General features: G+C 51.1%; 25 protein-coding genes. 11 read left to right on the top strand and 14 right to left on the bottom strand.

Going from position 1 to position 25,386, the window contains the following annotated elements; genetic code table 11:
• Nucleotides 1-254: 254 nt before the first annotated feature.
• Nucleotides 255-785 carry a hypothetical protein gene (locus tag R3187_RS06410; RefSeq protein ID WP_318965861.1) on the top strand — a complete coding sequence of 177 codons (531 nt, stop codon included), beginning with the start codon at nt 255-257 and terminating at the stop codon, nt 783-785.
• A gap of 100 nt (nt 786-885) precedes the next feature.
• Here the strand turns inward: R3187_RS06410 and R3187_RS06405 are convergent, their stop codons facing one another.
• From R3187_RS06405 to R3187_RS06395, 3 genes are all read right to left on the bottom strand, one after another.
• On the bottom strand, nt 886-1,548 hold the full coding sequence (locus R3187_RS06405; protein WP_318965860.1) for an SDR family oxidoreductase: 663 nt from the start codon (nt 1,546-1,548) through the stop codon (nt 886-888).
• A gap of 88 nt (nt 1,549-1,636) precedes the next feature.
• Nucleotides 1,637-2,107 carry a hypothetical protein gene (locus R3187_RS06400; protein WP_318965859.1) on the bottom strand — a complete coding sequence of 157 codons (471 nt, stop codon included), beginning with the start codon at nt 2,105-2,107 and terminating at the stop codon, nt 1,637-1,639.
• A complete protein-coding gene (locus tag R3187_RS06395) occupies nt 2,094-3,245 on the bottom strand; it encodes a PepSY-associated TM helix domain-containing protein (protein ID WP_318965858.1) in 1,152 nt (383 codons plus the stop codon). The genes R3187_RS06400 and R3187_RS06395 overlap by 14 nt, the downstream gene beginning before the upstream one ends.
• A gap of 143 nt (nt 3,246-3,388) precedes the next feature.
• On the opposite strand from R3187_RS06395, the gene R3187_RS06390 reads away from it, so the two are divergent.
• Nucleotides 3,389-5,542 carry a TonB-dependent siderophore receptor gene (locus R3187_RS06390; RefSeq protein ID WP_318965857.1) on the top strand — a complete coding sequence of 718 codons (2,154 nt, stop codon included), beginning with the start codon at nt 3,389-3,391 and terminating at the stop codon, nt 5,540-5,542.
• Between the two features lie 75 nt (nt 5,543-5,617).
• On the opposite strand, the gene R3187_RS06385 is transcribed toward R3187_RS06390, so the two are convergent.
• Nucleotides 5,618-7,741: a TonB-dependent siderophore receptor gene (locus R3187_RS06385; RefSeq protein ID WP_318965856.1), complete on the bottom strand. Its 2,124-nt coding sequence runs from the start codon at nt 7,739-7,741 to the stop codon at nt 5,618-5,620.
• Nucleotides 7,742-7,836: 95 nt separating this feature from the next.
• The gene (locus R3187_RS06380) at nt 7,837-9,267 is read right to left on the bottom strand and encodes a PLP-dependent aminotransferase family protein (RefSeq protein ID WP_318965855.1); all 1,431 of its coding nucleotides are present in this window, start codon (nt 9,265-9,267) and stop codon (nt 7,837-7,839) included.
• A 121-nt stretch (nt 9,268-9,388) separates the two neighbouring features.
• Here R3187_RS06380 and R3187_RS06375 point away from each other — a divergent pair, with 121 nt between their 5' ends.
• Nucleotides 9,389-9,787 carry a GNAT family N-acetyltransferase gene (locus tag R3187_RS06375; protein WP_318965854.1) on the top strand — a complete coding sequence of 133 codons (399 nt, stop codon included), beginning with the start codon at nt 9,389-9,391 and terminating at the stop codon, nt 9,785-9,787.
• A 3-nt stretch (nt 9,788-9,790) separates the two neighbouring features.
• On the top strand, nt 9,791-10,411 hold the full coding sequence (locus R3187_RS06370) for an FMN-binding negative transcriptional regulator (protein ID WP_318965853.1): 621 nt from the start codon (nt 9,791-9,793) through the stop codon (nt 10,409-10,411).
• 7 nt (nt 10,412-10,418) lie between these two features.
• Here R3187_RS06370 and R3187_RS06365 read toward each other — a convergent pair whose 3' ends face one another.
• Complete coding sequence (locus R3187_RS06365; protein WP_318965852.1) at nt 10,419-11,726, bottom strand: short-chain fatty acid transporter; 1,308 nt, start codon at nt 11,724-11,726, stop codon at nt 10,419-10,421.
• Nucleotides 11,727-11,765: 39 nt separating this feature from the next.
• On the opposite strand from R3187_RS06365, the gene R3187_RS06360 reads away from it, so the two are divergent.
• Entirely contained in the window at nt 11,766-12,599 is an 834-nt protein-coding gene (locus R3187_RS06360; RefSeq protein WP_318965851.1) for a kinase, read from the top strand.
• On the opposite strand, the gene R3187_RS06355 is transcribed toward R3187_RS06360, so the two are convergent.
• Genes R3187_RS06355 through R3187_RS06345 form a run of 3 tightly spaced genes read right to left on the bottom strand, consistent with a single transcriptional unit; the run spans nt 12,564 to nt 14,161 of the window.
• The gene (locus R3187_RS06355) at nt 12,564-12,989 is read right to left on the bottom strand and encodes a hypothetical protein (protein WP_318965850.1); all 426 of its coding nucleotides are present in this window, start codon (nt 12,987-12,989) and stop codon (nt 12,564-12,566) included. The two genes, R3187_RS06360 and R3187_RS06355, sit on opposite strands and share 36 nt — an antisense overlap.
• 55 nt (nt 12,990-13,044) lie before the next feature.
• Nucleotides 13,045-13,647: a hypothetical protein gene (locus tag R3187_RS06350; protein WP_318965849.1), complete on the bottom strand. Its 603-nt coding sequence runs from the start codon at nt 13,645-13,647 to the stop codon at nt 13,045-13,047.
• Nucleotides 13,637-14,161: an RNA polymerase sigma factor gene (locus tag R3187_RS06345; protein WP_318965848.1), complete on the bottom strand. Its 525-nt coding sequence runs from the start codon at nt 14,159-14,161 to the stop codon at nt 13,637-13,639. The genes R3187_RS06350 and R3187_RS06345 overlap by 11 nt, the downstream gene beginning before the upstream one ends.
• 193 nt (nt 14,162-14,354) lie before the next feature.
• On the opposite strand from R3187_RS06345, the gene R3187_RS06340 reads away from it, so the two are divergent.
• Both R3187_RS06340 and R3187_RS06335 read left to right on the top strand, forming a co-directional pair.
• Nucleotides 14,355-15,815, top strand: coding sequence for an amidohydrolase family protein (locus R3187_RS06340; protein WP_318965847.1), 1,461 nt, complete (start codon nt 14,355-14,357; stop codon nt 15,813-15,815).
• 53 nt (nt 15,816-15,868) lie between these two features.
• Complete coding sequence (locus R3187_RS06335; protein WP_318965846.1) at nt 15,869-16,150, top strand: superinfection immunity protein; 282 nt, start codon at nt 15,869-15,871, stop codon at nt 16,148-16,150.
• Nucleotides 16,151-16,158: 8 nt separating this feature from the next.
• Here R3187_RS06335 and R3187_RS06330 read toward each other — a convergent pair whose 3' ends face one another.
• The 3 genes from R3187_RS06330 to R3187_RS06320 form a co-directional block, all read right to left on the bottom strand.
• Nucleotides 16,159-17,226, bottom strand: coding sequence for an MBL fold metallo-hydrolase (locus tag R3187_RS06330; RefSeq protein WP_318965845.1), 1,068 nt, complete (start codon nt 17,224-17,226; stop codon nt 16,159-16,161).
• Between the two features lie 26 nt (nt 17,227-17,252).
• Nucleotides 17,253-18,164, bottom strand: a complete 912-nt coding sequence (locus tag R3187_RS06325) for a pepsin/retropepsin-like aspartic protease family protein (protein WP_318965844.1) — start codon at nt 18,162-18,164, stop codon at nt 17,253-17,255.
• Between the two features lie 137 nt (nt 18,165-18,301).
• Nucleotides 18,302-20,152 (bottom strand): DNA-binding protein, encoded by a 1,851-nt coding sequence (locus R3187_RS06320; protein ID WP_318965843.1) that lies wholly within the window; start codon nt 20,150-20,152, stop codon nt 18,302-18,304.
• Nucleotides 20,153-20,321: 169 nt separating this feature from the next.
• Here R3187_RS06320 and R3187_RS06315 point away from each other — a divergent pair, with 169 nt between their 5' ends.
• The 4 genes from R3187_RS06315 (at nt 20,322) to R3187_RS06300 (ending at nt 24,425) form a co-directional block, all read left to right on the top strand.
• The gene (locus R3187_RS06315; RefSeq protein ID WP_318965842.1) at nt 20,322-22,364 is read left to right on the top strand and encodes a DNA topoisomerase III; all 2,043 of its coding nucleotides are present in this window, start codon (nt 20,322-20,324) and stop codon (nt 22,362-22,364) included.
• A gap of 91 nt (nt 22,365-22,455) precedes the next feature.
• The gene (locus R3187_RS06310; RefSeq protein WP_318965841.1) at nt 22,456-23,220 is read left to right on the top strand and encodes a peptidylprolyl isomerase; all 765 of its coding nucleotides are present in this window, start codon (nt 22,456-22,458) and stop codon (nt 23,218-23,220) included.
• Nucleotides 23,221-23,428: 208 nt separating this feature from the next.
• The gene (locus R3187_RS06305) at nt 23,429-24,127 is read left to right on the top strand and encodes a division plane positioning ATPase MipZ (RefSeq protein ID WP_318965840.1); all 699 of its coding nucleotides are present in this window, start codon (nt 23,429-23,431) and stop codon (nt 24,125-24,127) included.
• Nucleotides 24,114-24,425 carry a replication protein RepA gene (locus R3187_RS06300; protein ID WP_318965839.1) on the top strand — a complete coding sequence of 104 codons (312 nt, stop codon included), beginning with the start codon at nt 24,114-24,116 and terminating at the stop codon, nt 24,423-24,425. The genes R3187_RS06305 and R3187_RS06300 overlap by 14 nt, the downstream gene beginning before the upstream one ends.
• A gap of 46 nt (nt 24,426-24,471) precedes the next feature.
• Here the strand turns inward: R3187_RS06300 and R3187_RS06295 are convergent, their stop codons facing one another.
• Together R3187_RS06295 and R3187_RS06290 are read right to left on the bottom strand one after the other, a co-directional pair.
• Nucleotides 24,472-24,894, bottom strand: coding sequence for a DUF3010 family protein (locus R3187_RS06295; protein WP_318965838.1), 423 nt, complete (start codon nt 24,892-24,894; stop codon nt 24,472-24,474).
• A gap of 27 nt (nt 24,895-24,921) precedes the next feature.
• Nucleotides 24,922-25,287, bottom strand: a complete 366-nt coding sequence (locus tag R3187_RS06290) for a hypothetical protein (protein ID WP_318965837.1) — start codon at nt 25,285-25,287, stop codon at nt 24,922-24,924.
• Between the last annotated feature and the right edge of the window lie 99 nt (nt 25,288-25,386).

Raw genomic sequence — 25,386 nt, 5'->3', positions numbered from 1 at the left:
CGGCTAGCTTACAACCACTGTGCCAGTTTGCCAAAGTCGCTGTTGCTGGCCGCCGCCGGCAGGGGCAGGCCTGACCAGGGCTATTTGTCAGCAAAAATATCCCGATATCGGGAGTTGGCAATGCAGATAACGGGATGTCCTGCTAATTGGCCATTTTAAGTTATTGATATTTAAAGTTAAAAATAGTGGCATTAAACTTTCATTATCCTGCTGACAGCAACGCAGAACAACCGATAAACGGAAGGAGCAATAACATGAAAATTAGCCTACTTAGTGCCGCACTGATTACTTTATTAACCGGCTGTGCCTTACCTCAGGCAATAGCAGAGCAGCCTGCGCCGGAGACCGAGCACGAAACCCGGATTGTGGTGATGCAGGACGGCGAGAAAAAAGAGTGGCGCTTCAGCGGTGAAAACTGGCGCGATAGTGAAGAGTGGCAGCAATTCAGTGCTGAATTAGCGCCGGAGCAGCGGCATAAACTGGAAAAATTGTTAACAGAGGCACCACCGGTACCGCCAATGCCGCCACATCCGCCAAAAGTCAGCTGGCAGGACCATGATGGGATCCAGCATATTGTTATCCGCAAGCAGGGTGAGGACGCCGAGGAGCAGCAACTGATTGAAATTCACCGCCGCGCCGGCGAGCATGCAAAGTTAAGACACATTGAAATTCAGCGTGAAGTGGGTGAACACAGCTTCAGCGCTATTAAGCATTTGCTGGAAAACGCCGAGCTTACTAAAGATCAGCTGCAACAATTGCAGGCGCTGTTGGACAGTAAGCATTAAATTTTACCAGCAAACCAGCGTTAACGGCTTTGATCTGTGACCTTTTCTCAGAGCCAATGCCGCTTTGCCGGCCCGCTAACCCGGGCCGGCTTTTTAATGCTTACCAGGGTAACTCGCTGCCATTGCTGTGGTAAAACTTGCCGCTGTTAGCCGGGCTCAGCTCGCTTATCAGGCCACGTAAACGGCGGGCGGCTTCATCAGGGCTGATATCACCGCCATAGCTGACCATCTCGGTCTGGACATAGCCCGGGTGATAAATACCGACACTGATTTTGCGTGGCGTCAGATCTTTCGCCAGCGACATACTGCCGGCATTTAACGCCGCTTTGGCCATCCGGTAGCCATAGTAACTGCCGGAGCTGTTATCGCTGATAGAGCCCATCCGGCTGGTGATCATCGCTATTTTGCCGCCGTCTTTAAGTGCGCCCAGCAGCTGCTGGCTGAGCAGCAAAGGGGCAATACTGTTTACCTGAAACTGCTTTAAAATGGTTTCGTCGTTAAAGTTATCCAGGGTTTCGTTGCAGAAAATGCCGGCGTTGTTAATCAGCACATCTATGCTGTTTTCGGCGAATTTAGCCGCAATTTCTTTAATTTTCTCCGGCTCACTCAGTTCAACGCCGCTGTACAGGGTCACGTCCAAATCGGCCAGCTCGGCTGAAGGCTGGCGGCAAAGCACCGATACCTTGTCGCCATTTGCCAGATACTGCTTCACCAGCGCCAGACCAATTCCTTTATTACCGCCGGTAATCACGACATGTTGCATAGTGCTGCTCCTGTTATTTTACTCAAACGATAAACAGGATATCCGGTCACTGCCACGACAATTCAAGGTTGCGGTTAATGGCTGTAGCTTATTCTGCTGCCAGTAATTGCGCAGGCAACGGCCAGCTCGTCGTTAGCACCTCGCCCTGCCAGGTTTGCAGGGTAAGCCAGACTTTATCGGTGGCTGTGAGCTGCGACGGCGCGATAGCATGCACATGCTGGCCATGGCGGCTGCCATGTAAAATGCCCTCTTCGTCCTGCTGCAGCTCTGGCAGTGGTAGTGGTACCGGGCCGATATTCAGATACCCCTGGCGGATACTGGCAATGTCGCCCTGACTAAAGCTTAAGTAAAAATCTTTCACATACTGATCGTGGTGAGCATAGGGCGGTTTTAAATCCAGCGGCATCGGCGCAATTTCAAATTGCCCCAGTTGCTGTGCCGGCCAGGCCGGTGGGAATTCCGGTGTCAGTGAGTCGTACAAAAACCAGATTGGCAGCAGTAGCACCAGGCCATTTAATTTAAACTTATGCCGTTGCCAGAAACGGTTACTGTGCGCCATCCGGCACCTCCTGCAGATAAGTTGCGTTGCGGCTCTCCCGCACGGCTTTAACGGTGCGGCTGCCCCAGATCATAAAGCCGGTCATCGACATGCCCGATAATAACAAACCAAATAGAAACCAGATGGCCTTAGTCCAGATCCCGCCAAGGGTGCCGTAATGCAACGGGTCGGCAATATGCATTACTGTTTGCAGCGCGGTCATCGATTCCGGCGATTTCTGCTGGGCAATCTCACCGGTCCAGGGGTTAATGCTCAGGTTGTAGGAATACTGGTCATAAAAAATATGGTCGCCGCCGCCCATCAGCGTATACATGCCGCGATTATGCTCCGGCAACATTAAAAAGCTTGGCTGAAACTCCGGGAAACGTTGCTGGGCAATCTGCATCGCATCAGCAAAGCTGACCACAGGTGCTTGTGCGGTTGCCGGCAATTGCTCAGCGGCCACCAGCGGCGCGTGCGGCTCAATATCAATATCGGCATGCCACATTACGGCCTGGATTAGATACCACAAGCCGGTAGCGCTCATCACCATTAAAAACCAGATTGACCAGACGCCTGCTAAACGGTGCAGATCGGTCAGCACGGTTTTTTTGCCCTGATGCAAGCGCACCTTTGGCCGGGTAAAACTGCGCCAGAAGTTTTTGTAGATCACCAGGCCAGTAACTAAGGCGCCCAGCATGACAATAGCCATTGCCGACACCAGGTAATAGCCGACGCTGTAGCCACTTTGCCATGGAAACAACAACCAGCCATGCAGACTGCGCATAAAGTTAATAAAGGTCATGCCTTCATTAATCTGCTGAATCTCGCCGCTGTACTGATTAACGTAGGCAATGGCAAACGGCTTGTCGTGGTCGGTAAAAATAACGGCATTGACCAGATAAGGTTCAAACAGCATCACACTGCCAACATCGGCCGTCGGATAAGCCTGTTGCACGCTAGCAACCAGCTCTGCTACCGGTTTGGCCGGCAGGTTATCCGGGTTGCTGGCGCGGGCAGCCGGGTTAGTCAGCCAGGTAAGTTCATGGCTGAACACCGCCACTGTGCCACTCAGGCAGACAAAGCAGAAAATCAGCCAGATTGGCAATGAAAACCAGCCATGTAATTGAAACCAGAAACGATTGCTGAGTTTTGCCATGTGAGCCTTGCCCGTGAAGTTGTCGCTGAAGTTAATACAAGGGCGTCATAATAATCTTAATAGGAATTATTATCAACATTGTTGTAATTGAGAGTTATTTGCATTTAGAATGCCGGCAGTTTTTAACACAAGGAAATGTCAGCATGAAGTATTCAGTATTAGCCGGTAGCATTGCCATGGCACTCGCTCTGCCCTCTATTGCCGCCGATAAAAGCCAGCAAAGCAGCAGTGCCGGTGAGGCTGGGATAGAGGTGATCACGGTAAAAAGTCAGCGTGGCCTGATTTCTTATGTCAGCGCCTCTGGCACCAAATCAGATACGCCGATTATTGAAACGCCGCTGTCAGTGACGGTGCTGACCGAAGAGCGGATTGCTGACCTTGGCGCGCTGACAGTGCAGGACGCCCTGGGCTATGTGTCAGGTTTATACAACGGTCCTTATGGCCTGGATACCCGCGGCGACTGGGCGCAAATTCGCGGTGTGTCGCCGGTGCAATATCTGGATGGCTTAAAATCGTTGTTTGGCTATTACAATAATGTGCGGGTAGCGCCTTATACGCTGCAGCAAATTGAAATTTTAAAAGGCCCCAGCTCCGTATTGTATGGTCAGGGCTCAATTGGCGGTATTGTTAATCTGGTCAGCAAAAAACCAGAGCCGGTTACCAGTGGTCAGCTGTGGGCGCAACTGGGCAATTATTCACGTAAGCAACTGGCCGGCGATATTACTGGTGCTCTTAATGCTGATGCTTCTTTGCAGGGCCGTCTGGTGGCGTTGTGGCGCGAGAGTAACACCCAGACCGACTTTGTGCCGGATAACAGTGTTGTAATAGCACCGTCGTTAAGCTGGCAGGCTACCGACGCGACCAAACTTACTCTGCTGGCAAATTATCAGCAGAACGAATCTGGCTCCAGCACCCAGTTCTTCCCGCATCAGGGCACTATTTTACCCAACGAATTTGGTCAGATCCCAAGTAACCGCTTTGTCTCAGAGCCGGGTTTTGATAAGTACGATACTGAACAAACTGCAGTAACGGCAATTGTTGAGCATGATTTTTCTAACGACTGGCAACTACGACTGGCCAGCCGTTACAGTGACAGCCATGCCGATTACCATACGATGTATGGCTGGCCGCCGGTGCTACAGGACGATAACCGCAGTGTTAACCGGGTGGTGTACCTGAGTGATGCCGATGCGCGGGCCCTGACCAGTGATTTGCAGCTGCATGGTAAATTTGATACCGGTACTGTTCAGCACAGCCTGGTAGCCGGTTTTGATTATCAGCATGCCTATACCGATAACGACAGTTTTTATGCGGCAACAGGCGGTTTACTGGATTTATACAACCCGGTGTATGGTCAGGTTGCTAATCTGCCGACAGCAGCTGATATCGCTGACAGCCCGGCCAGTACTACCTATCAGGCCGGGGTTTATTTACAGGATAATATGAAAATCGCTGATAAGTGGCTGTTATCGGCAGCACTGCGTCGGGACCGCGCCACCACCAATCCGCAAATTAGCCGCAGTACTACCCAACATGCCACCACTGGCCGGCTGGGGGTAATGTACTTATTTGATGGTGGTATTTCACCCTATCTGAGTTTCAGCGAATCGTTTGAGCCCTTGCTGGGCACAGATGCGTTTGGCAAGGCTTTTGTGCCGAAAACAGGCCAGCAATGGGAAGCGGGTTTAAAATATCAACCCAAGGGTACTGAGCACCTGTTAACCGCCGCAGTGTTTGATATTACCGAGCAAAACCGTACCACGACGCTATCTGCGGCCCAGGCTACAGATCCGGCGGTTATTAACCCTAATGGCCAGGTGCAGGAGGGTGAAGTAACGTCAAAAGGACTTGAGCTGGAGGCCCAGCTGGCATGGGATGAGCTGGATATCTATACCAGCTATGCTTACATAGATGCTTATGTCAGTCAGAGCAATACGGTAGGTGAGTTGGGTGCGGCGTTATCGGCGCAGCCGGATCATTTAGCATCAATCTGGGCTACCTGGCGCCCGGCCGCACTGGCTAACTGGCAGTTTGGCGCCGGCGTGCGTTATGTCGGTGAAACGTCAGACGGTACTGCTTATGTTGAGCAAAACGGTGAGGTATTAAACCAGCCGCTGACCACTGCCAGCTATACGCTGTTCGATGCGATGGTCGGTTATAACTTTGGCGCATACAGCCTTAGCCTGCAGGCGCAGAATATTACTGACAAAACGGTGATTACTTCCTGCCTGGCTCGTGGCGATTGTTTCTACGGTCAGCGCCGGGCGATTAGTGCTAATCTGCGGTATAACTTCTAGCCGGCTGCAAAGTTTATCAGATTACACAGACAAAAATGGCCGCAATCGCGGCCATTTTTCTTGGTCTCTTGCAGTTTAAAACGACCAGGTAGCGCCGAGGCTGAAGTTACGTGGTGCACCATAGTTATACTGTTGAGTTAGACCGTTGTAATAGGTTTCATCAAACAGGTTATGCACATTCAGCTGCAGCGAAAATTGTTTGTTAATCTCATAGCGTGCCATCAGACTGGCCAGCATAAAGCTGTCCTGTTTTATCTGATAGGTTTGATCGCTCAGCAATAGTGGTAGCACATCACTGTACGATTCACTCTCCCAACTGACACCCGCTCCGACGGTTAAGCCGGCCAGCATATCGAAAAACTCATAAGTGGAAAACAGGTTCAGTTTCTTGCGGGGGTGATTAACATTAATATCTGCACCGTTGCGATCTTCAGCTGTAAACTGTGAATAGCCGGCGCTGATATTCCAACTGTCATTTACCCGGCCAATCACTTCCAGCTCAAAGCCTTTACTGGTGGCACCTTTGGCGGCAAAAGACGGGAAAAAATTATTCTCCGGGTCATTGTAGGCCGCATCGGCCTGGGCCAAATTGTCCTGCTCAATGCTGAATACCGCAACCGCGGTTTGTAAGGCGCCGTCCAGATAACTGCTTTTCAAGCCAACTTCCTGGTTGCTGCCGGTTACGGCATCCAGGAAATCACCGTTGCGGTCATAGGCATTTTGCGGCATAAAAATTTCGGTGTGACTGGCGTACAACATATGGTTGTCTGTTAACTGGTACGTCAGGCCAACATAGGGCACAAACTGGTTGTCGCCAAAATTCTGGACCGCACCATAGTTAGTGCCGGAACGATCCCATTTAGTGTAACGGCCACCGGCAATCAGCTTTAATTGTTCCGTCAAGGCAAAGCGGGTTGCCGCATACAGCCCTTGCTGCTCAGTATCCAGGTCGACATCTTTAGTCGGGGTGGCGGCCCAGCCAGGCTCGGCCACACTTCCGTCCCAGTTATAGAAGTTACCGGTACCCGGCCATTCCAGCGCAGCATACACCAGTACTTCAGACTGCTGTTTACTGTGCAACGCACCGAATACTACTTCGTGCTCACGGCCCAGCAAGCTATAGCTGCCCTGTAACTGAATGTCCAGACTGTCCTGCTTGCTGAAGCCTTCACTGTTATATGGCCAGGCAATCAGGCCTTCACCCGTATCGATATCAGCGGCGCCGTAGATGTACAGCAGGCGGGTGTCTGCGGTGTTTTTGTTATGGTTGTAGTTGGCCTTGAGTTGCCAGCCGTTATTAAACTGTTTCAGCAGGCTGACGAAATGGTTTTTACTGGTGGAATCCCAGCGGGTCCAGTCGGCCGCTGTAGTGGTGCTTCTGTCCCAGTCAGTTGGCGTGTCGTTAGAAAACAACGGCGGTAAGGCGCCCCAGGTAGAGGCGGTAGGGTTGTTATCCTGATAGCTGCTACCCAGGCTTAGCGATAAGCCGTGGTCAAAGTCAGCATCCACTACGCCGTACAGCACAGTTTTATCCTCTTTTGCCAAATCGCGGAAGCTGTCGCTGTTTTCCTTCTTCGCAACCAGCCGGGCCCGGATATTGCCGTCGCTAATCAGTGGTGTGCTGATATCAGCAGTGATATGGCGCTGATTCCAACTGCCAATATCGCCTTCGATGCTGCCACTTAATTCGCGGGCATTGGCATGCTTGCGTACCAGGTTAATAGAGGCTGAGGGTTCACCAACGCCGGTCAGCAGACCGGTGGCACCGCGCACCACTTCTATCCGTTCATAAATGGCGACATCGGTTATGGTTTCACCAGAGTCACCGGCCAGGCTCCAGGCCATAGGTACGCCGTCCAGCTGAAATTTATCGATATCAAAACCACGGGCACTGAAAGTGTTACGGGTGCTGTCAAAGGATTTTGATGTCAGCCCCGGCGTTTGCGTTACCGCATCGGCAATTGAACTGATATCTAAATCTTTAATCCGCTGCGCTGTCATTACGCTGACTGATTGCGGGGTTTCCAGCAGGGTTAACCCCAGGCCGGTGGCGGTATCAATGGTTTCATTTACCGTGTACTGACCACGCACGGTAAGGGTTTCAATGGTTTTCTCATTGTCATTTTCTGCTACTGCAGCAAAAGTCGCTGCTGGCAGACAAGCCAGCTGGACCGCGATGGCCAGTTTTAATTTATTCATGGTTAACTGCATACTCACCTCCGAATTTGGCGATGATCATACAGTAATGATAACGATTATCAATACCATTGCTATCTGGCAGGGTAAATATTATTTCAGGAACAATGCAGCAGCTGCGCTTTCAGCAGGCCTATTAATTGGATTAGCCGGGTTTCATCCGCATCGGCGATCCCAATCACCAGACCCCGCTGCGGCTCGTTTAAAAAACAGTAACGGCTGAATGGCTGTACTTTAAAGCCATGCTGGTTCAGGTGCTGACACAATCTGACATCATCAGTCAGGCCCGGCAGCAGCAGGGTCAGATGCAGCCCGGCATCCTGCGCCAGTAAGGTAGCTGCCGGAAAATGCTGCTGCAGTAATTGCACAGCCAGTTGTTTTTGTTGCTGATAGACGCGGCGCATTTTGCGCAGATGACGGTTAAAGTGCCCCTCACTGATAAAATCGGCCAGTACAGCCTGCGGCAGCAACGGCACATCTCCCTGCAGTGCCTGCAAAATAGCACTGGCCCGGCCGGCAAGTTCAGCGGGCACGACCAGATATCCGAGCCGTAGTGCCGGGAACAGGGTTTTACTAAATGAGCCGGCAAACAGTACACCCTGGCCGTTGGCCAGGCCCTGCAAACTGGCGATGGGCCGGTGCCGGTACTGAAACTCGCTGTCATAGTCATCCTCAACCAGCCAGCAGTGTTCAGTGCGGGCCCAGCTCAGCAACGCCATGCGCTGGCTTAGCGGCATAATGCCACCACAAGGGTATTGATGAGATGGGGTAAGAAACAATGCTTTGGCGTTACTGGCGAGCGGTAAACTGGCCGGGTTTAGGCCGCTGCTGCTGGCCGCCGGTACAAAGCCAATATCCAGCTCTGCCAGTTGCAATGCCTGTTTAAGTCTGGGGTAGCCCGGCGATTCCATCAATACCGCTTGCTGACTGGCGGCAACCAGTTTGGCGGCGATAAACAACGCCTGCTGGGCGCCGGCCGTAATCAACACCGTATTGTCGTCGCAAACCAGTTGCCGCGACTGACGCAGATACTGTACCAGCGCCTGTCGCAGCGGCGGGTAACCTGATGGATCAGCCATACCACATAACACCGTGCGGTTAGCATGACGCTGCAACAGTTGCTGCCACTGCCTGAACGGGAAGTGCTGCACATTGGCCACCCCAGGCTGCAATTGGCCGCTGTAGCCTGGGGCTTTGGCGGTTAAGCCATAATCCTGCGTGGCTAAGCCAGTGCTGGCGGCCACAGCAGTAGCGCTGGCGGTAAAGAAACCATCCGGCAACGCCTCAACAATCTGATAGCCCCGACCCTGTTGTGCCTCAAGATAGCCCTCTGCGACCAGTTGCTGCAGTGCCTGTTGCACCGTGCTGCGGCTAAGCGCCAAATCGGCAGCCAGTTGCCGTTCTGATGGCAGCAAAGCACCGGCGGGCCAGCGACCGCTTAACAACAATTGGCGCATATTCAGATACAGCTGCTGATAAAGCCCGCCGCCACCAGTTAACTGTAATGCATCGGTATTTAACCGTGACATAAACATCCTTCTCTGCGCAACTGGACTGCTCCATTTATCAAAACTGGTTATTTATAGCAAGCCAGTTTAGCGGTGCAATAGCGCCAGACACAATAGGAATTAGCACAACAGGAGAAATACAATGTCAGTATCTTTATCGGTGGTCACTGAAGTTCAGCTGGACGAGGCTATTGCCTTATATGTTGCGTCAGGCATTAATCGGCCGACGCATCAGCCTGAGCGGATGCAGGGTATGTTAAAACACGCCAATTTAATTGTTACGGCGCGCCAGGATAACCAGCTGGTAGGGCTGGCCCGCTGCCTAACCGATTATAACTTTGTGGTGTATATCGCCGATTTGCTGGTGGATAAAGCCTGGCAGCAACAGGGCATCGGTGCCAGGCTGCTGGCAGAAGTGCAGCGGGTTACCGGGCCACAGGTGCAACAACTGCTGCTAAGTGCGCCAGCGGCGATGGAATATTATCCCAAAGTCGGTTTCAGCCCGCTAGGCAATGCATTTGCGATAGCACGCAAGGAGTAAGCGATGCTGTATTGCCCGCCGCAAATGGCCTTTTCGGATAAAAATGCGCTGCATGATTTTATTGAACAACACAGTTTTGGCACTCTTATCAGTACGCCATTTTTCTGCAGCCATTTGCCCTGGCTACTTCAGCGCGATGAAGGTGAGCATGGCGTGCTTTATGGCCATATTGCCCGGCAAAACCCCCATTGGCGCCAATTGGCGCAGCAACAGGTGCTGATTACCTTCAGCGGCCCGCATGGCTATATTTCGCCGCGCTGGTATCAAAGCGACCAGGCGGTACCCACCTGGAACTACGCCGTTGCCCAGGTGCAGGGCCAGACCGAATTGCTGGCTGAAGCGGCAACCCTGGCGCATTTGGCACAGCAGATAGCCAAGTATGAACCCGATGTGGCCGCTGCGATAGCCAAAATGCCAGAGCCGTATCAGCAAAAACTGGCTGCGGGCATCGTTGGCGTAAAAGTGACTGTTACCGAACTTACCGGCAAGCTTAAACTGGGCCAGCACAGAAGCGCTGCCGATCAGCATGGGGTATTTTCTGCCTTAAGCGCCAACCCGGAGCCCGGCGCACAGGCACTGGCGGCACTGATGCAGCAATGGCAGTTGGGGCTGGGCACCGGTTAAGTTTTAATCAGGCAAAGCTCAGCACCAAGCTGATAATAATGCCGGTTATCAGCAGCTGCAGCAGGCAAAAGCCCATAATATCTTTGGCTTTTAAGCCGGCAATCGCCAGTACCGGTAAAGCCCAGAATGGCTGAATTAAATTGGTCCAGGCATCGCCCCAGGCGACAGCCATGGCAATCCGGTTCACATCGGCGCCCAGTTCCAGTGCTGCAGGCAGCATTATCGGCGCCTGCACCGCCCATTGGCCACCACCGGAGGGCACGAAAATATTGACAATACCGGCACTGATAAAGCTCCAGAACGCCAGCGTTTCGGCGGTGGCAAAGCTGACAAACCACTGTGACATACTTTGTGCCAGCCCCGACTGCACCATAATCGCCATAATGCCGGCATAAAACGGAAACTGAATAACAATACCGGCACCGCCCTGTATCGCCTGTTGCAGGCTGTGCAATAAGCGCCTGGGCGTGCCGTGCAATACGATAGCCAGAAATAAAAACAGGAAATTAACGATATTCAGATTTAAGCCGCCGCCACTGCTAAAATACTGCAGCAGATAGGCAAGGCCGGCAAAGCCCACCAGCCAGGCAAGCAGCAGGCTGTTTTCCAGTTTATCGGCCGGGCGGTCATTGCTGCTTTGTGGCAATACCTCGTCCTGTATTTTTGCCGGGTCAACATACACACTATCGCCCGCTTTGGGTTGCATCAGGTAATTGACCAGCGGTATTACCAGAAACAGCAGGGCGACTAATAATAGGTTAAAGCCGGCAAAAATAGTGGCGCTGGTGGGAATAATGCCAATTTGAGCTTCAGTAAAGTGACCGGGGGTGGCAATAGTCAGCGGAATAGAGCCGGCCAGGCCGCCATGCCAGACAATAAAGCCGGAATAGGCGCTGGCGACCAGTAAGCGGTAATCTACTTGCAGCTGGCGGGCCAGTGCTTTGGCAAATAAGGCGCCGACCACTAAGCCAAAACCCCAGTTCAGCCAGCTGGCCATCAGCGAGACCACGGTTACCAAAATAATGGCCTGGCCGGCTGTTTTAGCCAGCGTTGCCAGGCGACTTAGCAGGCCGGTTACCAGTGGCGTACTGGCCAGCATAAAGCCGGTAACGAGCACCAACAGCATCTGCATCGAGAATGTCAGCAGGCCCCAGAAGCCATCTCCCCAGAATTGCAGTACCTGCAACGGGCTTTGCTGTTCCAATACTACCGCAGCGACAAACACCACTATGCTAAGCAGTAACACAAAAATATAAGGGTCGGGCAGGTAACGGTCGACCAGTTTAACTAAGGGTTTGGCAGCGGCATTTAGCATAGTAGACTCATTGTTATTATCGTTATCCGGAGGTTACAGATGGCTGACTTTCGCGCCAGCACAGATTATCAGACAACCTTAGCCCAGTTAGTGCAGAAACTGCAATCTTACCGCTGCTCAGCAGGCGGCAGACCGGCAGTTATCGGTATCAGTGGCGCTCAGGGCAGCGGTAAAAGCACCCTGGCGGCAGTGCTAGTGCAACAATTATCAGAGTTGGGTATTAACGCTGCGGCGGTGTCGCTGGACGATTACTATCTGAATAAAGCAAAGCGCCAGCAACTGGCAAACCAGGTTCATCCGCTGCTTCGTCAGCGCGGCGTGCCCGGTACCCATAATATTACTCAGGCAATGGCCGACGTACAGGCTGTATTGGCCGGACAGCCGGTAGCCTTGCCGCAGTTTGATAAAGCGCTGGACCAACCTGGCGCAATCTTGCCGGCGCAGCAGCTGGATTTGCTGATTGTCGAGGGATGGTGCTTAGGCGTACGGCCACAAACAGAGGCTGAGCTGAAGCAGCCGCTAAATCAGCTGGAAGCCACAGCAGATGCTGATGGCCGCTGGCGCCGTTATGTTAATGCCCGGCTGGCGGCGGATTACGCCGATTACTGGCGTTTACTGAAACCCCTGATCTGGCTTTACGCACCTGACTGGGATTGCATCTGCCGCTGGCGGGCAAAACAGGAACAACAATTATGGCAACAGCGTGGCAGCGGCATGACTGACCCTGAGCTGGCCCGCTTTATGTTGCCGTTTCAACGCTTAACTCAGGCCAGCTGGCAGCAGCTGCCGGCAGTAGCCGATATTATCGTGCGACTGGATCCGGATCAGACCCCAACCCTACTGGCTGCTGATAAGCTGCAGCACCGGTTGTAAGGTGCGGCCAAAGTGAATTTGTAAGGTGGTTTGCTGGCGGGGTGCCAGGCGTATTTCAAATTGCTGTGGAAATATCCGGGCGCAATCTGCCATAACGGCGACGATATGATCCTGATTAAAAATGCGCTGGCCGCCGGCAGCATTAGTCAGGGTAATAATGGCCACCCGCTCGCCATTGTCGGCCGCCAGCAAGGCGTAGTTATCCAGTTGCAGCTCACTGCGTTTGGGCACAACATCCTTGTCGCGCTCACAGTTCAACTGAACATTTTTAAAAGGTGAATGCTCAAAACGCAGTACCTGTTCAGGATCCGGTTCATAACTAAAAGCAGGCATACTCAGTGCAAAAAATAGTGCAGCAAAGAATACAGCAAACAGCGGCCAGAATTTCATCCATCTTCCTTGTAATTTACAAAGACGTTACATTAACGGCTTTGGCCGCCGCTGCCTAGTCGCCGTCGTTAATAAAATTAAAATCTTCTGTCAAGTTATCTAAGTGCGCCAGTTCAGCGGCTTTTTGCTGCGCTTTTTGCTGCAACCGGTATAGGGCAAATAAACACAACGGCGAGACAATCAGGCTGTAAAACAGCAACAGCTCTGTTGAGACATCAGCAAGCTGCCACCACTGTAACAGCCACAACACCACAGCAAACAGGATCAAGGCAACGCAGGACAGCTGGGTATAGCGATAATACTGCAATGTTAACCGGCAAGCACGACAGCGAAATTGCAACAACCCGCTACTGCTCCAGTTGTCATACGCCAGAATTGGCCGATGCACCTGCCAGCTGATATACAGGGTGCTGACCGCTCCCATCGCCAGAAATGCAGCCGCCAGATAACCCAGGGCATCCGGCATGGTTAATATCAACCAGCAGGCGGCGGCAGCCATCACCAACGCGCCGAGCCATTCACCCAACATCAGCAGTTTCTGCTGGCGCTGGCGCTGGCGGGCGCTGGCTAAATCTGCCTCACCGGGCATATTTTCAGCAGGCGTTGTCTGTTGTTGCCAGCTTTTTGCCAGGGCGGCAAAGTCAAAATTATCTGCCATTTTGCATTAACTCCATTAGTTCTGTTTTGGCGCGGTTAAGCCGTACCCTTACTGCACCGTGGCTGATCTGCAGGATCTCTGCGATTTCCGGTGCATCTAAATCTTCCATTGCCAGCAACATCACCTGACGGTTGGCAGGCGATAAGCGCCGAACAGCCTGCATAAGTTGCTGGCTCTGTTGTTGCTCAGCGACTTCTGTTGACGGACAGTCCTGCTGCAGCTGCTGTGCTGTGTCCTCATCCAGTGCCTGCCACTGCTGACGTTTCGCCCGGGCAATATGATCGACCGTCACGTTATGCACAATGCGCAACAGATAGGCTCGTGGCATTTCTGCCGCCTGCAGCCTGGCAGCCGACTGGTGCAGTGCCAGAAAAATATCCTGCTTTAAATCCTGCCGTGCCGCCGGATCTGCTTCAGATGCCATCAGGGTTCGGCTGATTGCCTGCTGATTTTGCTGCCATAGCTGCAGTAAAAACTGCTCCGGCGTTGCTGTGCCTGAATTAGATAGAGTCAAAAAAGCCCCGCTGTTCAATATCTTATTTTTGGTAAACGTTATCACTATGTCACTGGTAAGTCTGCCGGAGTTGGCAAAGTGTTACATAAAAAAATAAAAAAATTTTGTAACAGCTGACAAAAAGACCACGACTTAATCCACAAACAAAACACATTTTCACCAGCTGAAATTGGAGAGTCCTACTATGAGAACAATGAAAAAATCACTACTTGTTTGCCTGATGGCCGGCTTAGCGCTGCCGCACGCTTTCGCAGACAGCCTTTTAAACCCGGAGCAAGACGCGGTGCTGTATTACAATGCCACCCTGATCAATCCGGCTACGGAGCAGCAACTGCCAGAGGGTTGGCTGCTGGTTAAAGACGGCCGCATTGTGCAAACGGGCCAGCTGCAGGCATCGGGCAGTTTACCTGCAGCGGCGACGCAAATTGATTTACAGGATCAGTATGTATTGCCGGGGCTTATTGATGTGCACCTGCACCTTACTGCCGGCCCTCACCGGGTTGAGATGCAGGATGGCAAGCCGGTACTGACGATGAAAGGCGACAGCGAAATAACCCGTTATCATGCTATCAGTACGCTTGCCAGCGGGGTGACTACAGCGTTCAGCCCGGCAGGCGAAGCTGCGGCTAATGCTGAGTATGTGCGTCAGCAGCAGGCGGGAAGCTGGCCAGGGCCAAAGCTCAGCTATGCAGGCTATATCTTTGAACCGACACCGATTATAGGCGGTTCTGTCCATCCGAAAGATGAAGCTGGCTGGCAGGCGGAAATTGCCAGCCAACAAGCGCAGGGTGTCGATTACATCAAACTTTACGCGGGTCTTAGCAAAGAAGAAGTAGCAATGGGGGTGCGGCTGGCTAATCAGGCAGGTCTGCAAACAGTAGCGCATCTGGATAGTGTCAGCTGGCAGTTCGGGGCAGAATCGGGGATTGATATTTTAACTCACGCCCTGCCAACCAGTGCTGAACTGTTAACCGGTGCCGCTAAAACTGCTTATCTTGCTGAAAGGAAAAACCCAGCTAATCAGAGATTTATCTACAGCTGGTTCCAGTACGTTGACTATGACAGTGAGCCAATGCAGCGCTTGATCCGCACCCTTAAAAAACAGCAAACCCGGATAGACCTCACGCTGGTCGTCAACGAACTGTTTTACTTTTCCCGGGAGCTGGGTGCACTTTATCCGGAAACCGATATGTGGGTGTTTCATCCGCAAATGCGCAAAGGATGGCGTGCGGTAATGGCAGCGCCAAGCTATGACTGGACAGCAGAGGACTTTGCAGCTGCGCAGCAGCAACTACCCAAAGTACAACAGTTTTTTAAGCGGCTTTACGATGCTGGTGTGCCACTGGCTATCGGTACCGACAGCGTGACCAGTGGCCCCTTTTATCTGCGTGAACTGCAGCTTAGTCAGGCGGCGGGCCTGACAAACTGGCAGGTATTGCAGCTGGCTACGACAGGCGGTGCCCGTCACCTTCAGCTAACCGATACCGGGCAACTGGCAGAGGGTTTTGTTGCCGACTTTATTGTGCTGCCGGTCAACCCGGTAACTGATCTCGCTGCCCTGTCAACCGTGCAAACCGTGGTGCAGCAAGGCAAAGCCTGGCAGGTAGATGACCTGAAAGCGCAACTTGCTTCGCTAACCAAAGTTGAACTGTAACCCCACGCTGTATCAAAACTAACGAACTGATTACCAACAAAGAGGATTCAAAAATGGAAACTATACAAAGCTATTTCGCGATATTTAACAACGCCTGGCAACAAGCTGATTGGGTATTTCTGCTGCTGTTTGGCCTGTTTTTTCTGGCCGTGTGGTTTTTACCCAGCCTGCTGGCGCTGCTCCTGAACCGCCGGCATGCCGGTAAAATTGCGCTGCTAAATGTACCGGCGGGATTTTCTGTCATCGCCTGGGTCGCGTTGTGTGTGTGGGCGGTTACCGGCAAACTGGGCGATAAACTGGCTGCCAGGGCAAAGTTAGCGCCAGTGGCGGAATAAGCGCTGGCTTATAATGCCACTTTATCTCCTTCATTTAATATCAGCAGCGGCACCTGACTATTCAGTTGCCGCTGCATATTCAGCAAACGCAGTACCGGAGAATGAGAGCTGTGATCGCCCATCTGCCAGCTGGCATTACCATACCCCCAGGGGATCATCACTTTACAGCCCAACTCGTTGCCGACCATCAGCGCATCTTCCGGTGTCATATGCACAGCGCGATAATTAGGGCCATGGTAAGAGGCGATAGGCAGCAGGCAGATATCTATTTCGCCAAATCTTTGCTTAATATCGCTGAAATGCTGTGAATAGCCGGTATCACCGGCAAAAAATAACTTTCTGTTACCGTGTTCTATCAGCCAGCCTGCCCAGAGTGCGCGGTTTTCGTCATTCAGGGTACGGCTGTTGAAATGCCGGGCGGGCAGAGCATGTATTGTCAGTTCGCCTTGTTCTGCACTGCTGTACCAGGCCATTTCTGTGGCGTTGTAGCCGCCTGCCGGCAGATACGATGCCATACCATACGGCAGGTAGTAATGGGCGTCAGTGCCAATTAGCTTAATGTCGCGAAGGCTGAAATGATCATAATGCAGGTGTGAATACAAAACCGCATCAGCACGACGTAATTGTTCAGCGCTGAATTGCGGCGTGCTGCGCCGTTGTTTAATACCTGTTAAATGCGCTGCCCAGCTTACCGGCCAGTCAAACTGACCGGTAACCGGGTCAAGCAGCACATACTGGCCGTCCGGGGTTTGAATACTAAAACTGGCATGACCGAGCCAATGCACGGTAAAACCACTTTTCAGTTCAGGGATGTGTTGAGGACCAGTGTAACGACATTGTTCAGCCGGTGCCTCACAGGCCAATAGCGGATGAGGCTGGTAACAATCCTGCTCGCAATTCGCCGGGTAAGGAATATTACCGTAATACATATTACGAAAAGGTTGGTTGGTTTTCAGCAGCTCTGCTGCATTATCAGGGTGGCCGGCAAGCTGCGCAACGGTATTGCGGCTACTGCAACCATGCAGCACCGTTGATATGCCCAATAATAGTATGATTGTCAGTAGCCGGTATAACATAACTTCGCAGGCCCAGTTACCTTTGTTTATTGCGGTAAGCTCATATGCACATGGCCACCCTTATAGTCGATGGTGATCAGAAAGTGCTGCAATACATCATAGCCAATCAGACCTTGTACTTTGCGCCCGCGGATCCGGGAACCCAACGCAGAATGCTGGCTTTGCAGGTTGGCGGTTTCGCCTTCAGCAGGTATCGACACTAACACGTCTTCCAGCACGTAGGGACCTATTTTAAATTCAGGGATCCGGAAACTTTCAGTTACTGCCGTTTTATTAACGCCAGAACTCAGCTGCGTTTCCACTTCCAGTTCATCTAACCAGCCCAGACTCTCTGCCACTAACCGGTCAATCAACATACCACCACTATTGCCGGTATCCAGCAGCAGCCAGACTTTTTTGCCCTCGGCTATTTCCACTTCTACAATCGGCATGCCACTACCTTTGTCCTGCTCTGCCCGGACATTTCTCAGCTTACGCATATTAACTGCATCATGGCTGACGAAGCGCAGTTTCTGGTTGGGATAATCCAGCTGCAAAATAAACATATTAAAAAAGCCCGCTCCCAGTAACAGCGCGTTTTCATGAAAACCGAGGTTTACTTCAACCAGCGAATTCAGTTTGGTATCAATACCCAGTAAAGAGATTGGCACGCCGTTATAGGTAGTGCGTTGCTCAGTGCCATACACTCCCTGTATTTTCATGTTACCAACAGCATTGAGCTTTAACTCATTTTTGCCGATAAAACTGCTGTTTATCGCATTTACCTGAGCGCCGGTATCTAAGATGGCATAGCCGGGAATCTGTGCCACGGTAACCGGCACTTTAACATGGCCGTTTTGCTGGCTGAATTCCATCCAGGGGGTGGCGCTGGCATAACTATCTGCTGATCCAAACAGTAAGGCCACGCAGATAAAACAGCGAACAGATTTAATTAGCATAAGGTTGGACTTTTTAATTATTTGTAGCTGAAGTTAGCAGTGTACCTGAAATGAGTCAATGAGATTTTTTACAGGCGATGCCGGCTTAGCGTGCTTAAGCCGGCAAAACCATAGAAAGGCGGGCGGTTACTTAGGGTTTAATGCGCCTTTGCGGTGTCTTTTTGCTGTTCGCGCAATTTCTGCTCCAGCTTTTCGATTTTTTCCTGAGCCTGCTCCCGATACCGGGTCAACCGTTCAATAGTGGCTGTGGCATTGCTCTTTACAAAGCTGACTTGCTCTTCCAGTTGCTGCTTTTGTTTATTCCAGCCATTCTTATCGACCAGCATCTCCTGCATCTGATCACGCTGTTGCTGCAATTCATCGCGCAGTTGCTTGATGGTTTCCCGCTGTTCAGCCTGATGGTTGGCAGTGATAGCACTTTGCTCTTTCATCATATTGTTGCTGGCTCGCAGCTGATCGACCAGTTGCTGTAAATCGGGCTGGTCGCTGCCTTGTTCACTTTGTACCTGTTGCAGATGGTCTATTTGCTGTTGTAGTTCACTAACCAGATTGCGTTGTGAATCTGCTTCCTGCTGGGCCGCTTCCCGTTCTGCTTTCAGACTTTCCATGGCGGCTTTATGATCAGCAACCAATTGTTGCTGCGCGGCCAGAGCTGCTTCAAGTTCAGCATTATTATCGGGTTGCTGTTTCGACTGCAATTTAGCCAGTTGCTTCTGTTCAATGGCTACCTGATCCAAAGCGGCATCACGTTCTTCTGTCAGACTGGCCTGCAACGCCTGCATTTCAGCGACCTGCTGTAATGCTTCGTCGCGCTCGGCAATAATTGCTGCCTGCTGGTCATTATCTGCAGCTGAAATCGCATTGTCACCGTCTTGTTGCGCTTGTTGTAACTGATCCAGCTGCAGTTGCAGTCTGCGGCTTTGGGCGACCGCCTGCATTTCAGTTTTGGTGGCCTGTTGCAGCTTGTTTTCAAACTCGCTGAGCATGGTCTGTAGTTCAACAATTTCATTGCTGTTTTGTTGCTTCTCAGCAGCGTATTTTTTGGCATTAGCCTGCAACTTTTCTAATTCCTGCAGCTGCTGCTGGTTCAGTTGCTGCTGATCCTGCAGTTCCTGCTCCAGCGCCAGGGCGCTGGTCAGCTTGTCCTGCAAAGCCTGTTGCTCTGTGCTTGCTTCGGCCAGCTGGTTTTGCAGCCCGGCTAACTGCTGACTATGCTGCTCGCTTTGCTGTTGCAACTCTTGCTGCAATTGCTCATTAGTTTGTTGCAGGGCTTTTAGCTCATCGGCAGCTTTAGCAGCAGCCTGTTCACTGGCGGCCAGTTTATCGTTAATGTCAGTTAATTGTTGTTGTAACTGCTGCAGCTGCTGCTGGCCTTTTTGCAGCTCGGCAGCGGCATTTTCAAGTTCTTTCTGTAACTGCTGTTCACGCTGTTGTCGTTCAGTAGCGGCAATTTCCAGCTCTTTTTGCAGCTGATCAAGCTGCATCTGATGTTGTTCCTGAATTTGCTTGGATTCGGCCAGTTCCTGCTGCTGACTTTTCGCGTGCTGTAAAGCCTGGTCCCGCTCATCTTTTACGGCGCTGTATTTTTCTGCCTGTACCGCCAGCTGCTGCTGCTGATGGGCCAGGCTCACTTCCAGCTCTGACCGTTTTTGCTGTAACTGTTCTAGATCTTTCTGAATTTGCTGATTGTGTTCGGCAGCTTGCACTTCAGCCTGAATAGCCTGGGCTAACTGTTCGTTTAATTGTTCAAGTTGTTTACTGGCATGTTGCTGAGCTTCGCGCTGAAAAGCCGTGACAAAGTCTTCACTGAAAGAGGTTTCGGCGACGGTCGGTGTGCGGGTAGCCTGCTCATTCCGCCACTTCTGATAATGCACAACCAGACTGGCCTGAGCGCCAGATACTTTCGCCAACAGATAATCAAGCGACACCGGTTTGCCGGCTTGCTGCAATTCGTCACAGATCTTTTTGACTTCACTATATTGGGTCATAGTTATACATCCGATTCACTACTTTGATTTTGCAGAACAACTTTAAACAGCACAAGAAGCATACTGTAGTCTTTTTTGGCGAAAAACTAAATTTTTATCACATTATTTTTGCATTTATCTGTCATACCAACTAAATTAACTGTTAATTTATACAGTACGAGTGGTCGATATGATTCTATATATTGCTGAAAAACCCAGTATGGCGCGGGCAATTGCTGCCGCCCTGCCAAAACCTCAGCAAAAGGATAACGGTTGTATCCGCCTGGCCAATGGAGACGTTATCAGTTGGTGTGTCGGCCACTTACTGGAGCAGGCAGAACCGCAAGACTACAACCCTGATTATAAACGCTGGCAGGCAGAGCATCTACCTATTATTCCGCAGCAATGGCAGTTAAAAGCACGACAGTCGGCACAACAACAGCTTACCGTGTTGCAGAAGTTGATCAGCCAGGCTGATCAACTGATCCATGCCGGTGATCCTGACCGCGAAGGCCAGTTGCTGGTAGATGAAGTTATTGCCTGGTGCAAGGTGTCAGCCGCCAAGCGTGAAAATGTTAAACGTTTATTAATCAATGATCTTAATGCAGCGGCTATTCGCCAGGCGTTAAAACAGCTGCAGCCCAATAAGCATTTTGTGCCACTTTCCACCTCTGCGCTGGCCCGCAGCCGGGCCGACTGGCTGTATGGGTTAAATATGACTCGCGCCTATACTCTGCGTGGTAAACTGGCCGGGTATCAGGGCGTACTATCGGTGGGCCGGGTGCAAACGCCGTTATTGGGTCTGGTCGTTCGCCGCGATGCAGAAATTGCCAATTTTAACAGCGTAACCCACTATCAGGTGCAGGCAGAGCTGACGAGTGCAGACGGCGCAACCCTTGTTGCATTATGGCAACCCAGCGCGGCCTGTGAGCCCTATCAGGATAGCGAAGGCAGGGTGTTACTGCGGGCACTGGCAGTTAAAGTCCAACAGGCAGTTAAAGGCCAACCTGCCGAAGTTACAGCGCTGCAGCAGCAGGATAAAAAACACTATGCCCCCTTGCCTTACAGTTTGTCTGCACTGCAGATTGATGCGGCCAGAGCTTATGGGTTAACGGCTCAGCAGGTACTCGACAGCTGTCAGCAGCTGTATGAACGGCACAAGCTGATAACCTATCCGCGGTCAGATTGTCGTTATCTGCCGTCAGCCCATTTTACCGAAGCTGACAAAGTGGGCCAGGCAGTGGCAGCGAATATGCCCGGGTTGAAGGGTGCATTAGATGGCGCAAACCTGCGGCTGAAAAGCAAGGCCTGGGATGACAGCAAGGTAGAGGCACATCATGCCATTATTCCCACCGCTAAAACCTTGTCAGCTGACAGACTGACCGCGACAGAGCAGAAGCTCTACGGTTTAATTGCCCGTCAGTATCTTATGCAGTTCTACCCTGCCTGTCGTTTTACTGATACGAAAGCAGAGTTCCGGATTGCCGGTGGTTGTTTTGTAGCGAAGGCCCGACAGCAGCTGGAGCCTGGCTGGAAGGCATTGTTGCCAGTCAGTGCTGGTAGCGGACGCAACGGCCCGGACGGGACTGGCGGCGATGAACCGCCGCTGCAACACGGTTTACCTGAGCTTACTGTAGGGCAGCAGCTGCACTGCACGGACAGCCAGCTGCTGGAAAAACAAACTCAGCCGCCGGCGCCCTTTACCGATGCGACGTTATTATGTGCGATGACCGGTATTGCCCGTTATGTAAAAGATCCACAGATAAAGCGGGTACTGAAAGACACCGATGGCCTGGGAACCGAAGCCACCCGCTCAGGCATTATAGAGTTGCTGTTTAAACGAAATTTCTTACAACGGGATGGCAAACACATTCGGGCAACAATTGCCGGTAAAGCCCTGATCACGGCGTTACCGCTTGAGGCCTCTTTACCGGATATGACGGCGCGCTGGGAAGCTGCATTAAACGATATTTGTCAGCGTCAGCTTAGTTATCAGGCATTTATGCAACCGTTAACTGAGCATCTGCAGCGGTTAATTGTTGAGGCAGGCGCAGTTACCCCTGAGGGGTTGGGGGCCGGCAAAGCGGTAAATTGGTCAGCTAAATCTGCAAAAAAACGGCAGTCAGCAAAAGGTGGGTATAACAGGACGGCAACGAAGAAAAAAGCGTATCGCCGCAGTCCGGCAGCACAAAAGAAAATTACTGCAACGTCAAATACCCAGACAACTGTATGAATTAGTTAATAAGTGTAATAGCGCTGGTAAGCCGGGTTGTAGCTGATTATCCTCACAGCACTTATTTTATCAGTCTGTGCAGGAGAAAGCCTTGAGTAAGCCAACATTTGTGTCATCTGTGGTTGCAGCCAGTATGCTGCTGGTCAGCCAGCAGGCACTCGCTACTATCGTTCAGGTGAAAACCAGTCTGGGTGATTTTGAAGTTAACTTGTTTGATGAAACCACACCGGTAACGGTGCAGAACTTTTTAAGTTACGTTAACAGCGGTCGTTATAATGAAACCGTTATTCACCGCTCTGTCCCGGGTTTTATTATTCAGGGCGGTGGCTTTCGCTTTATAGAGCAACTGCCGCTTACCCCTATTCAGACTAATGCCGCTATTGTTAATGAGCCAAAGCTATCCAATGTTCGCGCTACCATAGCGATGGCAAAGTTACCGGGTAACCCTAACAGTGCGACCAGCCAGTGGTTTATCAATCTGGCTGATAACAGTGCAGGCAGCCCGAAACTGGATATTGTGGAAGGCGCCTACGCGGTATTTGGTCAAATCAGTGCTGCTGATATGGAAGTGGTGATGGCAATTGCCAACTTGCCTACTTACAACTTTAACGGTATTCAGGGGCTACCCCTGATAAATTATACTGCAAATGACCGGGCCAATAATGTGCCGCTTAACGATACCAATATGGTTACCGTGGAAAGTATTACTGTAGTGGATGCCAGACCAAACACCGCCGCGGGTCTGAATCCTGTTCCTAATACCTTGTTGCCAGAGCCTGAGAGCAGCGGCGGCAGCAGCGGTCTGGCGTTATTATTGCTTGGCCCGTTACTGTGGTGGCGCCGCCGTCAGCAATAACCGGTGATTGTTCTACTTCTAACCGGAAACGCAGCAATAACACTGCGTTTCCGCAGTTTTTTTAGTAACTATTTTTAATTAAAAACCCGTTTTTATATTAAATAGTTCTGCTTAATACCCCTGAATCAGCTTTTCCTCGCCTACACTTAATTATCTGTGCTTACTGCAGTGCAACCGTATGTTGTTGCTTTATAAGAAGGTGACGTGAATGATAGTGTTAGTAGGTGGTGAAAAAGGCGGTAGTGGTAAAAGCTGTCTGGCTCAGAATATTGCAGTATATTTTTCCCGTGATAAACAAGCTAACGTGATGCTGGTGGACTGCGATCCGCAGCGTACCACGTCTGACTGGGTACAGGAAAGGCATACTGACGCCAGTCTGCCCTGGATTAACTGTGTGCAGATGTATGGCAAAATAAGGTTTGAATTAAAAAGTCTGGAAATGCATTACGACGTTGTTGTGGTTGACTGCGGCGGCCAGGACAGTGTGGCACTGCGATCTGCGATGGTTGTGGCCAGCCATGTGTTGTTTCCGCTGCGGCCGAAGCGACGCGATTTAAAAACACTGGAGCATCTGGAAGATCTGGTCAGCGCCTGCAATATTGTTAATCCCGAGATGATAGTCGGGTGCGTTATGACGCAATGCCCGTCATTACCAAATCAGGCGCCGCGGATCATCGAGGCTAAAGAAGTATGCAAGTCTTTTAATATCCGGGTACTGGACAATATTACCTATAGCCGGAATATTTACGATGACAGTGAAGAAAAAGGATTGTCGGTGATGGATGTTGATGGTGACGGCAAAGCCGCCAGCGAAATCCGGGCAATTATTGAAGAACTGCTGGCAATGAAGGCGATACAAGAAGATGGCGCTGAGCGACCTGAAGAAAAAGTGTTTGCAGTCAAATAAACCGGCGTTTACCGCCGATGAGTTTATTGAAGACGCTAATAACTATGCGCTGGGATTACCGCGTATTGTCAGTTTGCGTAAACAAATGCCTGATGAAGATGACACTACCCGGCTGCCAATGCGCCACGCCACGTTTACGCTTAGCGAGGAGGCGATAGCAGCGCTGAATGATCTTAGTGAATTAACCGGTGAAGCGAAGTCAAAGTTGATTCGACGGTTAATTCTGCGGGCCACTCAGGCGGTACAACTGGAACTGACCCGGCTACCCGCTGCCAAAAATAAAACCGGCGCTGATTAGGCCGGTTTTATCTTTAACACAACAGTTTAAAACACAACCGTTTAACTCACTTAGCTAAAAACGCGTATGCGACGATAAAAGCAGTTTCCTGAAACCCTTTTAAACCGGTCTCCTTAAAATCTACCGGCAGCGGATGCTGTTTCAGTTTTTCTTTGATAGTGGTCGCCGATAAAATCTGACTGGGGCAATTGGTAATTAGCTGGATGGCCGCTTCTATTTTAAAGCCAACCGCACCGCCAGCAAATTTACCCTTTTGTGGCCGTTCTTTAATAACCACCTGTTCAACTTTATAGTCTTCAATCAGCTTTGCCAGATTAAATTGAAATTTCCGGATGCTTTCTGCATCTTTGTCATTGCTTAACGCCAGCCGGGTTTGCCGGCACTCCGGTAAGTCGAATAAACCGTCCTTGAACGCCATCAGACATAAAATGGCTTCACTGCCTTTAATTTCAATCCCACATACACGCATAATTACTCTCAATAAAGTTGTGCCGGCTTAAGGGCTGGTTAGTGCTTCCATCCGGCTTTCAATAATGCTGCAGCTTTGCCGTAACGGTTCACCAAATAAAATAGGGTTAAAGTCACGGTTTACACAATAGCGCTGGTGAAACATTAACAGGCTGTCTTTCGACGCGGCCGCTTTACTTAGCTGCTGTTGCTGGCCTTCACCCCAGCTTGCACTAAGTTCGTTAAATTGCTTTTGAATTTGCCGCATCGCTTGCTCGTCGGACATTTTTCCCGAGCTCGGAGCATTATCCAGGATCAAACCATAAAGCTGATCGCGGTAGGGCCTGAGTAACTCATGATCAGAGAAAGTCAGGAGCAACAAAATAATGATAGCCAGCCAAAAAAACTTTTTCATCTGATAGCGCACCTCAAAAATCGCAGCCGCTATTGTAAAGTATTTTTGGCAGCGGTGCATCTGCTGCTCTGTGGCTTATTTTATATCAAATATTCTGCT

This window comes from Arsukibacterium sp. (genome assembly GCF_033721375.1).
Lineage (GTDB): Bacteria > Pseudomonadota > Gammaproteobacteria > Enterobacterales > Alteromonadaceae > Alishewanella.
The sequence above is the reverse complement of the archived record's forward strand: the minus strand, read 5'-3'. Positions and strand labels throughout refer to the sequence as shown.